The 11,805-nt window shown below is 70.4% G+C and carries 9 protein-coding genes; all 9 read right to left on the bottom strand.

Annotated features, from left to right (window positions below):
* Positions 1-411 precede the first annotated feature (411 nt).
* The 9 genes from ACZ7BZ_RS33400 to eccD all read right to left on the bottom strand — a co-directional run bounded on the left by ACZ7BZ_RS33400 (position 412) and on the right by eccD (position 11,447).
* The gene (locus tag ACZ7BZ_RS33400; RefSeq protein ID WP_380460456.1) at positions 412-2,097 is read right to left on the bottom strand and encodes a ribonuclease J; all 1,686 of its coding nucleotides are present in this window, start codon (positions 2,095-2,097) and stop codon (positions 412-414) included.
* 171 nt (positions 2,098-2,268) lie between these two features.
* Positions 2,269-3,168 (bottom strand): 4-hydroxy-tetrahydrodipicolinate synthase, encoded by a 900-nt coding sequence (gene dapA / locus ACZ7BZ_RS33395; RefSeq protein WP_380460458.1) that lies wholly within the window; start codon positions 3,166-3,168, stop codon positions 2,269-2,271.
* 214 nt (positions 3,169-3,382) lie between these two features.
* A complete protein-coding gene (gene thyX / locus ACZ7BZ_RS33390) occupies positions 3,383-4,114 on the bottom strand; it encodes an FAD-dependent thymidylate synthase (RefSeq protein WP_470361618.1) in 732 nt (243 codons plus the stop codon).
* A complete protein-coding gene (locus ACZ7BZ_RS33385) occupies positions 4,111-4,569 on the bottom strand; it encodes a tetratricopeptide repeat protein (RefSeq protein ID WP_470361617.1) in 459 nt (152 codons plus the stop codon). Before ACZ7BZ_RS33385 ends, thyX begins: the two co-directional genes overlap by 4 nt.
* Positions 4,570-4,594: 25 nt before the next feature.
* Positions 4,595-5,341, bottom strand: coding sequence for a 4-hydroxy-tetrahydrodipicolinate reductase (gene dapB / locus ACZ7BZ_RS33380; RefSeq protein WP_470361616.1), 747 nt, complete (start codon positions 5,339-5,341; stop codon positions 4,595-4,597).
* Between the two features lie 28 nt (positions 5,342-5,369).
* Entirely contained in the window at positions 5,370-6,722 is a 1,353-nt protein-coding gene (locus ACZ7BZ_RS33375) for a M16 family metallopeptidase (RefSeq protein ID WP_465750966.1), read from the bottom strand.
* 119 nt (positions 6,723-6,841) lie between these two features.
* Complete coding sequence (locus ACZ7BZ_RS33370; protein WP_380460468.1) at positions 6,842-9,049, bottom strand: polyribonucleotide nucleotidyltransferase; 2,208 nt, start codon at positions 9,047-9,049, stop codon at positions 6,842-6,844.
* 455 nt (positions 9,050-9,504) lie between these two features.
* The gene (gene rpsO, locus ACZ7BZ_RS33365; RefSeq protein ID WP_188302791.1) at positions 9,505-9,795 is read right to left on the bottom strand and encodes a 30S ribosomal protein S15; all 291 of its coding nucleotides are present in this window, start codon (positions 9,793-9,795) and stop codon (positions 9,505-9,507) included.
* Between the two features lie 191 nt (positions 9,796-9,986).
* Positions 9,987-11,447: a type VII secretion integral membrane protein EccD gene (gene eccD, locus ACZ7BZ_RS33360; RefSeq protein WP_470361615.1), complete on the bottom strand. Its 1,461-nt coding sequence runs from the start codon at positions 11,445-11,447 to the stop codon at positions 9,987-9,989.
* Positions 11,448-11,805: the final 358 nt, after the last annotated feature.

The following is an 11,805-nucleotide window of genomic DNA, read 5'->3' as shown; positions in this document are numbered from 1 at the left end:
AGGAATCTCCAACCCCGATCAAGCGATCGAGGCCGGGGATGTCAACATATCTGGCGTTGACTTTTGGCACGCTGTTGAGTTCTCAAGGAACGGACGCTTCCTTCGGACCGCCTTCCAGCGGGCCCTCCGGGCGCTTCGTTCTTTCGTGTTTCCAGCTTATCAGATGTTTTCCGCTCCGTCTTCCGGAGTTTCATTCATCCGATTTGGCTTTCGCCTTTCGGCGCTCCCGAACTCTATCAGAGTTTCTCGGTCCGTTTTCCCGGCCGTTCTCGAATTCGCATTCGTATTCGAGGACCGCCTTGGGGCTCGTCCCGTGGGGCAACCCGGAGAACATTACGCACCGGGTCGCCCCACGTCAAACCAGCCTCAGCAGGTCAGGACGGGCTTCGGCGACGAGGCCCAGGGCCGAGGTCAGACCTCGACGACGACCGGCAGGATCATCGGCCGGCGGCGGTAGTTGTCCGCGACCCACTTGCCGATGGTCCGGCGGACGAGCTGCTGCACCTGGCGGGGCTCCAGCACGCCGTCGCTCGCCGAGCGGTCCAGTGCCTCCTGGAGCTTGGCGACGACCGGCACGAAGGCGTTGTCGTCGATGCCGGAGCCGCGGGCCTGGATGGTCGGGCGCCCGACGATCTTGCCGTTGGTCGAGTCGACCGCGACGAAGACCGAGATGAAGCCCTCCTCGCCGAGGATCTTGCGGTCCTTGAGCGAGGCCTCGGTGATGTCGCCGACCGAGGCGCCGTCCACGTAGACGTAACCGGCCTGCACCTTGCCGACGATCCGGGCGACGCCCTTCTCCAGGTCGACGCAGACGCCGTCCTCGGCGATGACCACGCGGTTGCGCGGAATGCCGGTCGCGATGCCGAGCTCGGCGGCTGCCCGCAGGTGGCGCCACTCGCCGTGGACCGGCATCAGGTTGCGCGGCTTGCAGATGTTGAAGAAGTACAGCAGCTCACCGGCCGAGGCGTGGCCGGAGACGTGCACCTTGGCGTTGCCCTTGTGCACGACCTTGGCGCCCCAGCGGGTCAGGCCGTTGATGACGCGGTAGACGGCGTTCTCGTTGCCCGGGATGAGCGACGACGCCAGGACGACGGTGTCGCCCTCGACGATGCGGATCTGGTGGTCGCGGTTGGCCATCCGGGACAGTGCCGCCATCGGCTCGCCCTGGGAGCCGGTGCAGATCAGCACGACCTCCTTGTCCGGCAGGTCGTCGAGCTGCTTGACGTCGACGACCATGTTGCCGGGGACCTTCAGGTAGCCCAGGTCGCGGGCGATGCCCATGTTGCGGACCATCGAGCGGCCGACGAAGGCGACCTTGCGCTTGTACTCGTGCGCGGCGTCCAGCACCTGCTGGATGCGGTGCACGTGGCTGGCGAAGGAGGCGACGATGATGCGCTTGTCGGCGTTCGCGAAAACGTTTCGCAGCGCGGCCGAGATGTCCCGCTCGTGCGGGATGAAGCCGGGGACCTCGGCGTTGGTGGAGTCCACCAGCAGCAGGTCCATGCCCTCTTCGGCCAGCTTGGCGAAGGTGGGCAGGTCGGTGAGGCGGCCGTCCAGCGGCAGCTGGTCCATCTTGAAGTCACCGGTGGCCACGACCATGCCGGCGGGGGTGCGGACGGCCACGGCGAGGGCGTCCGGGATGGAGTGGTTGACCGCGATGAACTCGCAGTCGAAGGGGCCGATGCGCTCGCGCTCGCCCTCCTTCACCTCCAGCACGTACGGCCGGATGCGGTGCTCGGCGAGCTTCGCCTCGATCAGGGCGAGGGTCAGCTTCGAACCGATCAGTGGGATGTCCGGGTTCTCCCGCAGGAGGAAGGGGACGGCGCCGATGTGGTCCTCGTGCCCGTGGGTGAGGACGATGCCGTCGACCTTGTCGAGGCGGTCCCGGATGTAGCTGAAGTCCGGGAGGATCAGGTCGACGCCGGGCTGCTCGTCCTCGGGGAAGAGGACACCGCAGTCGATGATCAGGATGCGGCCGCCGTACTCCAGGACCGTCATGTTGCGGCCGATCTCACCGAGACCGCCGAGCGGAGTGATGCGGAGGGCGCCCTCCTTCAGGGCCGGGGGTGCGCCGAGTTCGGGATGCGGGTGGCTCAAAAGACTCTCCTCACGACGCACGCCATATGCCTGGGGTCCTCCCCCTGGAGACATATGGCGTGCGTACTCAGTGTCGTTTTCCTACTGGGTCTGTGCTCTCGCGCCTTCGGTCCGGTCCAGCGGCGGACCCGGGTGGGTCCGGCGAGCCGGGGCGCGCACGTCTGTGTCTGCCTACAGGTGTACCCCGCCGGCGGCGAGATCCTGCTTCAATCGGTCGATCTCCTCGGGCGTCGCACCGACCAGCGGCAGTCGCAGCGGCCCGGCCGGCAGGCCCCGGAGGTCCAGCGCGGCCTTGGTGAGGATCACGCCCTGGGTGCGGAACATACCGGTGAACACCGGCAGCAGGCCCTGGTGGATCGCGGTGGCCTTGGCCACATCGCCGCTCAGGTAGGCCTCGATCATCGACTTCAGCTCACCGGCCACCACGTGCCCGACGACGCTGACCACGCCGACGGCTCCGACGGACAGCAGCGGCAGGTTGAGGATGTCGTCGCCGGAGTACCAGGCGAGGTCGGAGCGGGCGATCGCCCAGGCCGCGGCGCCGAGGTCGCCCTTGGCGTCCTTGTTGGCCACGATCCGCGGGTGCTCTCCGAGCCGGACCAGGGTCTCGTGGCTCAGCGCGACCCCGCTGCGGCCCGGGATGTCGTACGCCATGACCGGCAGGCCGGTGGCGTCGGCGACCTGCGTGAAGTGCCGGTACAGGCCCTCCTGCGGGGGCTTGTTGTAGTACGGCGTCACGACCAGCAGGCCGTGCGCCCCGGCGGCCTCCGCCTGCCGGGCCAGCTCGACGCTGTGGTGGGTGTCGTTGGTGCCGACCCCGGCCACCACGTGGGCCCGGTCCCCGACCGCCTCCACCACGGCGCGGACGAGCTGGGCCTTCTCGGCGTCGCTGGTGGTCGGGGACTCACCGGTGGTGCCGTTGACGACGAGGCCGTCGTTCCCGGAGTCGACGAGGTGCGTGGCGAGGCGCTGGGCGCCGTCGATGTCGAGTGCGCCGTCGGCGGTGAACGGGGTGACCATCGCGGTCAGCACCCGGCCGAACGGCGTCTGAGGGGTGGAGGTCGGAGCCATGCGTCCAAAACTACTCGTAGGCGGTGGGGCGGTACCCATGCCGGTCCATGGTTCGGACAGGTGGAGCAGGTCGGGGCGGGGAGATGGGATTCCGGTGCTGCCCGCTCGGGGGTTCGGGCAGCACCGGAATCCGTGGTCACGAATGTAGGGAGCGGCTAGAAAAGCCGCAATCCAGACATGCCAGACACTCTGCCCATATGCCCGTCGTCCCAGGTCAGGGGGCGACTCGGCCGTGCTTCTCGAAAGCCGCATGGGTGAGCGGCATGAGCCTGGCCCACTGCTCCTCCATCTGCTCCGCGACCATCTCGATCTCGCGCTGCGGGAACGACGGAACCGCCGAGTTCTCCCGCCGGGTGCGCAGCGAGAGGAAGTGCATCAGCGAGCGCGCGTTGCAGGTCGCGTACATCGAGGAGAACAGGCCGACCGGCAGCACCGCGCGGGCGACCTCTCGGGCCACGCCGGCCGCCAGCATCTCCTGGTAGCGGGCGTAGGACTCGCGGTAAGCGGCCTCCATGGCCGCGGTGGTGGTCTCGTGCTGCTCCGGGGTGCCCTGGTGGAACTCGTACTTGCCGGGGCGGCCCTGCTGGACCAGCTTGCGGTCCTCGGCCGGGACGTAGAAGACCGGCTCCAGCTCGCGGTAGCGGCCGGACTCCTCGTTGTACGACCAGCCGCTGCGGTGCCGGTGGAACTCGCGGAACACGAAGATCGGCGCGCTGATGAAGAAGGTCATCGAGTTGTGCTCGAAAGGCGTGCCGTGCCGGTCGCGCATCAGGAAATTGATCAGGCCCTTGGACTTCTCCGGGTCCTGCTGGAGCGCCTCCAGGGACTGCTCGCCCGCAGTCGACACCCGGGCCGCCCAGATGACGTCCGAGTCCGCGGCGGCGCTGCGGACCAGCTCCACCGTCACGTCGCTGCGGAAGCTGGGGGCCGTCGGTTCGTCGCTCACGCGTTACTCCTTGCGGGTTCGGTGCTGTGCAGCTTGATGGCGTGCTGCATGGTCTTGCGGGCGCGCGGGGTGTCGCCGGCGTCGGCGTAGGCCACGGCGAGGCGGAACCACACCCGCCAGTCGCCCGGTTCGGCCTCCGCCTCGGCCTGGCGGCGGGCGAACACCGCGTCGGCCGAGTCCCGGTCGATCCGCCCGCCGACGGTGCGCTTCAGCTCGTCCACCGGCAGGCCCCCCTCGGCCTCCAGCTCTCGGGCGAGCTGCTCGCTGGCCCGGCCGAAGCGGACGGTCTGGCGCAGGAACCAGACGCCGATCACCGGGATCACGAAGGCGCACAGGCCGATGCCGATGCCGAGCGGCTTTCCGGTGGCGACCAGTTGGACGCCCTCCCCCACGCAGACGAGGGCGACCAGCAGCAGCACGCCGGACAGGACGAAGAAACCGGTACGGGAGGTCATTTCGCGCTCCTGGAGTTCAACGGAGTCACAGGTCCAGGAAGTGTTCGAGGCCGAAGGTCAGCCCCGGCGTCCCGACGACCTTGCGCACGCCCAGCAGGATGCCCGGCATGAAGCTGCTGTGGTGCAGCGAGTCGTGCCGGATGGTGAGCGTCTCGCCGGTGTCGCCGAACATCACCTGCTGGTGGGCCAGCAGGCCACGCAGCCGTACGGCGTGCACCGGCACCCCGTCCACGTCGGCGCCGCGCGCGCCGGGCAGGCTGTGGGTGGTCGGGTCCTGCTGCTTCGGGCGGCCGGCCTCGGCGCGGGCCGCGGCGATCAGCTGGGCGGTGCGGGTGGCGGTGCCGCTGGGGGCGTCGGCCTTGCGGTCGTGATGCAGTTCGACCACCTCGACCGACTCGAAGTACCGGGCGGCGATCTGGGAGAACTTCATGCCGAGGATCGCGCCGATGGAGAAGTTCGGGGCGATCAGCAGGCCGAGGTCCGGAGCGTCCGTGAGCCAGCCGCGGACGGTGGCCAGCCGCTCGTCCGTCCAGCCGGTCGTGCCGGTGACCACGTGGATGCCGTGGTGGACGCAGTAGTCGAGGTTGCCCATCACCGAGTCCGGGTGGGTGAGTTCGACGGCCACCTGGGCCCCGGCCTCGGTGAGCTCCGCCGGCTTCGAGCCGCGGCCGAGGGTGGCCACCAGCTCCAGGTCCGGCGCGGCCTCGACGGCCTTGACCGCCTCCGAGCCGATCCGTCCGTTGGCGCCGATCACGGCGACACGCAGCGTCATAGCGACATTCCTCTCCGGGAAGGCAATCTCAGGCCAGCAGATCGGCGAGCCGGGCGGCCCGCTTGTCGTTGACCGGACCGATCAGCGCCAGCGACGGCCGGTACGCGCCCAGCACATCACGGGCCACCGCGTGCACGTCCTCCAGGGTCACCGCCGCGATCCGCTCCAGCATGTCGTCCACCGACAGGTGGTGCCCGTAGCTGAGTTCGGCCTTGCCGATCCGGTTCATCAGCGAGCCGGTGTCCTCCATGCCGAGCACGGTGGAGCCGGAGATCTGCCCGATCGCGCGCTGCAGCTCCTCCTCGGTGATGCCCTCGGCGACCACCTTGGCCAGCTCGTCGCGGCAGATCCGCAGCACCTCCTCGACCCGCTTGGGCTGGCAGCCGGCGTAGATGCCGAACAGGCCGCTGTCCGCGTAGGAGGAGGAGTACGAGTAGACCGAGTACGCCAGGCCGCGCTTCTCCCGGACCTCCTGGAACAGCCGCGAGCTCATCCCGCCGCCCAGGGCCGCGTTGAGCACGCCCATCGCCCAGCGGCGCTCGTCGTGCCGGGGCACCCCGGGCACGCCCAGCACCAGGTGGGCCTGCTCGGTGGAGCGGTTGAGCACCTCGACCTTGCCGGTGGTGCGCAGCGCCTTGACGCCGCGGCGGGCCTCGGCGGGCGCTGCGGTGGAGCGGGCCAGCACCGGGGCGAAGGCCTCCTGCACCTGCTTGACGACCTTGCGGTGGTCCAGGTTGCCGGCCGCGGCGACGACCAGGTTCTCCGGGCGGTAGCGGCGGTGGTAGAAGCCCGCGATCTGCTCCCGGGTGAGCGCCTTGATGGTCTCCTGGGTGCCGAGGATCGGACGGCCGAGCGGGCCGCTGCCGAAGATCACCTTGGCGAACAGGTCGTGGACGACGTCACCCGGGTCGTCCTCGGCCATCGCCATCTCCTCGAGGATGACGCCGCGTTCGGCGTCGACGTCCTCGGAGCGGATCAGCGAGCCGGTCAGCATGTCGCAGACCACGTCGATGGCCAGCGGCAGGTCGGTGTCCAGGACCCGGGCGTAGTAGCAGGTGTTCTCCTTCGCAGTGAAGGCGTTCATCTCGCCGCCGACCGCGTCCAGGGCCGCCGAGATGTCCAGCGCGCTGCGCCGCTCGGTGCCCTTGAAGAGCAGGTGCTCCAGGTAGTGGGTGGCGCCGTTGAGTTGCGGGGTCTCGTCCCGCGAGCCGACGCCGACCCAGATGCCGAAGGTCGCGGAGCGCACCGTCGGCAGGGTCTCGGTGACGACCCGCAGGCCGCCGGGCAGGACGGAGCGGCGCACCGTGCCGGCGCCGTCGACGCCCTTGAGCAGGGTCCGGGTGGTGCCGGGACGCTGCTTTACCGCCGGGGCCTGGGCCACGGTGGGTACCTCCAGAGGAAACGCACGTGGAATGGCACGTACGGACGAACGCGTGGACAACAGGGTGCGGCCCGCACGCCGGGAGGCGTACGGGCCGCAAGGGGTCAGCTAGCGGCGCTTCACTCGGAAGCGGCCTCGCCGCCTTCCTCGCCCTCGATGACCGGGATCAGCGAGAGCTTGCCGCGCGGGTCGATCTCGGCGATCTCGACCTGCACCTTGGCGCCGACGCCGAGGACGTCCTCGACGTTCTCCACGCGCTTGCCGCCGGCCAGCTTGCGGATCTGCGAGATGTGCAGCAGGCCGTCCTTGCCCGGCATGAGCGAGACGAACGCGCCGAACGTCGTGGTCTTGACCACGGTGCCCAGGTAGCGCTCGCCGACCTCCGGCATGGTCGGGTTGGCGATCTGGTTGATCGTGGTGCGGGCGGCCTCGGCGGCCGGGCCGTCGGAGGCACCGATGTAGATGGTGCCGTCGTCCTCGATCGTGATCTCGGCGCCGGTGTCCTCCTGGATCTGGTTGATCATCTTGCCCTTGGGGCCGATGACCTCGCCGATCTTGTCCACCGGGATCTTGATGGTGATGATGCGCGGCGCGTTCGGGGACATCTCGTCGGGCGAGTCGATGGCCTCGTTCATCACGTCGAGGATGTGCAGGCGCGCGTCCTTGGCCTGCTTCAGCGCGGCGGCCAGCACGGAGGCCGGGATGCCGTTCAGCTTGGTGTCGAGCTGCAGCGCGGTGATGAAGTTGCGGGTACCGGCGACCTTGAAGTCCATGTCGCCGTACGCGTCCTCGGCGCCCAGGATGTCGGTCAGCGCGACGTAGTGGGTCTCACCGTCGATCTCCTGCGAGATCAGGCCCATGGCGATGCCGGCGACGGCGGCCTTCAGCGGCACACCGGCGTTCAGCAGCGACATGGTCGAGGCGCAGACCGAGCCCATCGAGGTGGAGCCGTTGGAGCCGAGCGCCTCGGAGACCTGGCGGATGGCGTACGGGAACTCCTCGCGGGTCGGCAGGACCGGGAGGATGGCGCGCTCGGCCAGGGCGCCGTGGCCGATCTCGCGGCGCTTGGGGGCGCCCACGCGGCCGGTCTCGCCGACCGAGTACGGCGGGAAGTTGTAGTTGTGCATGTAGCGGCGACGCGTCTCCGGGGAGAGCGTGTCGAGCTGCTGCTCCATCCGGAGCATGTTCAGCGTGGTGACGCCCAGGATCTGGGTCTCGCCGCGCTCGAACAGGGCCGAGCCGTGGACACGCGGGATGGCCTCGACCTCGGCGGCCAGGGTGCGGATGTCGGTGACACCGCGGCCGTCCATGCGGACCTTGTCCTTGATGACGCGCTCGCGGACGATCTTCTTGGTCAGCGCGTTGTAGGCGGCGCTGATCTCCTTCTCGCGACCCTCGAACTCGGGGAGCAGCTTCTCTGCCGCGACGGCCTTGACGCGGTCCAGCTCGGTGTTGCGCTCCTGCTTGCCCGGGATGGTGAGGGCCTGGGCCAGCTCGTCCTTGACGGCGCTGGTCAGCGCGGCGAGGACGTCGTCCTGGTAGTCCAGGAAGACCGGGAACTCGGCGGTCGGCTTGGCGGCCTGGGCGGCCAGCTGGGCCTGCGCGGCGCACAGCACCTTGATGAAGGGCTTGGAGGCGTCGAGACCGGCGGCCACGACCTCCTCGGTCGGCGCCTCGGCGCCGCCCTCGACCAGCTTGATGGTCTTGTCGGTGGCCTCGGCCTCGACCATCATGATCGCGACGTCGCCGTCCGGCAGGACGCGACCGGCGACGACCATGTCGAAGACGGCCGACTCCAGCTCGCTGTGAGTCGGGAAGGCGACCCACTGGCCGTTGATCAGCGCGACGCGGACGCCACCGATCGGGCCGGAGAACGGCAGGCCCGCCAGCTGGGTGGAGGCGGAGGCGGCGTTGATCGCGACCACGTCGTACAGGTGGTCGGGGTTGAGCGCCATGACGGTGCAGACGACCTGGACCTCGTTGCGCAGGCCCTTGACGAAGGACGGGCGCAGCGGGCGGTCGATCAGGCGGCAGGTGAGGATCGCGTCCTCGGAGGGCCGGCCCTCACGACGGAAGAACGAGCCGGGGATGCGGCCGGCGGCGTACATCCGCTCCTCGACGTCCACCGTCAGCGGGAAGAAGTCGAAGTGCTCCTTCGGCTGCTTGGAGGCGCTGGTGGCCGACAGCACCATGGTGTCGTCGTCCAGGTAGGCCACGGCGGAGCCGGCGGCCTGACGGGCCAGGCGGCCGGTCTCGAAGCGGATGGTACGGGTGCCGAAGGAACCGTTGTCGATCACGGCTTCGGCGTAGAACACGTTCTCTTCCACCTGGAAGATCTCCTCTTTCGTACGTCTCCGGGAAAGCGTCCCCGCGCAGTGCCTCGCGTTGGCTCCGGGGCCCTCTTGCCAGGGAGGGCGGCAGTCGGGCCGGTCTTCGATCGAAGCCTCCGGGGTGCCCCGCTCGGCTGCGGGGGTTCCGGGGGCCACTACCGAGGACCGGCGCCTCACGACTGCCGGGCCGGGACGGGCGGTCCGCGTCTGGACGCTCTCTCGGATGCGGGCGGCTTCCGTTTGAAGCCTTCGTCCCGCGGGGGGTTCGGGCTGTCTGCCCGGGTGGCGCGCTGCTGCGCCATCACCCGGCATGCCCACAACCCTACGGTGCAATCCTCGGCCACCTGGGGAGGTGCGCGCGAGTTGTTGTGTCAAGGTGCCGCGGTCGAACCGCCGCGGCATACGCGCGAGGGGCGGCTCCCCGGTGTGGGGAGCCGCCCCGAGCGGCGGTCTTAGCGGGCGCCACCGGCGGCACCGCGGCGGATGCCCAGACGGTCGACGAGCGTACGGAAGCGCTCGATGTCCTTCTTGGCCAGGTACTGCAGGAGGCGGCGGCGCTGGCCGACCAGGATCAGCAGGCCACGACGCGAGTGGTGGTCGTGCTTGTGGAACTTGAGGTGCTCGGTCAGGTCCGAGATACGGCGGGAGAGCATGGCCACCTGGACCTCGGGGGAACCGGTGTCGCCCTCCTTCTGGCCGAACTCGGCGAAGATCTGCTTCTTGACGTCAGAGGCGAGAGCCACTGCAACTCCTTCAAGGTCTACCGAGCGGTCCTGGTCGACTGCACAGGACTCTGCGAGAACTCGGTGTCGTGAGCGCGTCCTGCGGTCTGCTACCCGTGGGGGGCGGACACACTGCTGCACTCGGAGGCCAAGCGTACCAGTGCCGCCCCGCCCGGCCGGGCGACGGGTGGGGCGGCGCCGGTCGGCGACGGTCAGCCGGTGGCGCCGCGGACCAGCCGGTAGACGTTCAGGACGGCGAGCGCCAGCGGGACCAGTGAGATCAGGGTGAGGCTGTCCACCAGGTCCAGGATGCGGCCCCAGAACGGGGAGACGCCGAGTCGGGGCACCACCAGCGCGATCGCGGTGAGCAGCGCGGCGCCGAAGGCGATGGAGGTGGCCAGCCAGATCGTGCGCAGGTCCAGCTCGGTGCCGGAGCCGGCCGCCCGCAGGATGAACGCCGGGGTGTGCAGGGACAGCCCGACGATCAGCAGGCACAGGCCGAGCAGCCCGGCGACGGTGAGGCTGAGGACCTGGGCGGTGTAGCGGAACAGCCGGGCGCGCAGCATGGTCGCGATGCCCAGGGTGAGCGCCAGCAGCTCCGGGAAGGTCCGGTCGGTGAAGGAGAGGACGGCGCAGGCGCCGACCACGACCGCGGCGCAGCCGCCGACCAGGCCGACCAGCACCTCGTGGCCGCGGCGGGCCTGGTGGGCGATCCGCTCGTACTCGACGGCCTCGGCGCGCTCGGCCTCCTCGTCGTAGTCGCGGCTGCGGGTGCGGGTCTGGCCGGGGGCGCTGAAGCCGACCGGGAGCCGGGCGAAGCGGGCGGAGAGGCTGGGCAGGAAGCCGATCGCGGCGACCGCGGCGACGCCGGTGACGGCGGCGATGTTCCCGGCCGGGGTGTCGGGCATCAGTACGGCGGTGAAGGTGGCGAGCGAGCCGGCGGTGGCGACGAAGGCGGCGGCGACGAACACCGCGTCCTTCTCCGGCAGCAGTCCGGCCAGCAGCACGGCGATCACCAGGACGGTGACGCAGCCGGTCAGGAACTGCAGCCGACCGGGGCCGTCCCACGGATGGGCGGCGGCGATGATGCCGCTGCCGGCGATCATGGCGTGCGGCAGGGCGCCGAGGCCGAGCGCGACCGCGGCGTGGGGGTCCTGGTAGACGCGGGCGCGCACCCCGGCGAGCGCGGTGAGCACGACGGCGGCGACGCCGGCCAGCACGCCGGGCAGGCTGTGCATGTCGTGGCGCAGGTCGGAGAACCAGAGTGCGAAGCCGAGCAGGGTGAGCAGCACCCCGGCGCCGATCAGGCCGAAGCCGCGCATCAGGTCGACGGTCCAGAACCGGCGGTCGGCCTCGACGGCGCTGGCGATGGCGTCGGCGACGTCGTCGTAGACGGCCGGCGGCAGCGACTCGGCGAAGGGGCGCAGCGCCAGCAGGTCGCCGTCGCGGACCTGCTGGGCGGCCAGCGACAGGCTGCTGTCGAGTACGGTGCCGTCGCGGCGGACCAGGTGGAAGCCGGTGGGGGTGCCGTCGGGCTGGCTCTGCTTGGCCAGGCGCAGCACCTCGGGGTAGACGTCGGCGAGGGCGACGTCCTCGGGCAGGGCGACATCGATCCGGCGGTCCGGGGCGACGACGGTCACCCGGCAGTAGCCCGTGGCGGCAGTCGCGCTCATGCGCCCACCTCGCCGCGCTCGGCGGGGGCGCTCACCCACACGCGCCTTCCGATGGTGAGCTCGCTCCGCTCACTCACGACGACACCTCGATCCTTCGACGCACTGGGCGCTCCCCCTGTATTGACGGTGCCGCGGCACGGCGGCGCGCGGTGTGGCTGTGGAACCGGCCCGGCCGGGCCGCGAGTTGGCGCGGCGTTACCCTACCCGCTCGGTTCGTGCCCTCCGTCGCCGCGGGGCGGGGCCGGGCGGGCGGTGCGGGACGGGGCCGGGCGGGCGGTGCGGGGGCCGACCGTTAGTATCGGGCGCCTGCGCACGGTGGTACGGGGGTTGCGCTGGGTGGGGCGTCCTCAGCCACGGG

Source organism: Kitasatospora sp. NPDC036934 (assembly GCF_055608425.1).
The sequence above is the reverse complement of the archived record's forward strand: the minus strand, read 5'-3'. Positions and strand labels throughout refer to the sequence as shown.

Coding starts and splice junctions, on each gene's coding strand:
- dapA (WP_380460458.1), bottom strand. CDS start 3,168: ATGGCTCCGACCTCCACCCCTCAGACGCCGTTCGGCCGGGTGCTGACC.
- ACZ7BZ_RS33385 (WP_470361617.1), bottom strand. CDS start 4,569: ATGACCTCCCGTACCGGTTTCTTCGTCCTGTCCGGCGTGCTGCTGCTG.
- dapB (WP_470361616.1), bottom strand. CDS start 5,341: ATGACGCTGCGTGTCGCCGTGATCGGCGCCAACGGACGGATCGGCTCG.
- eccD (WP_470361615.1), bottom strand. CDS start 11,447: ATGAGCGCGACTGCCGCCACGGGCTACTGCCGGGTGACCGTCGTCGCC.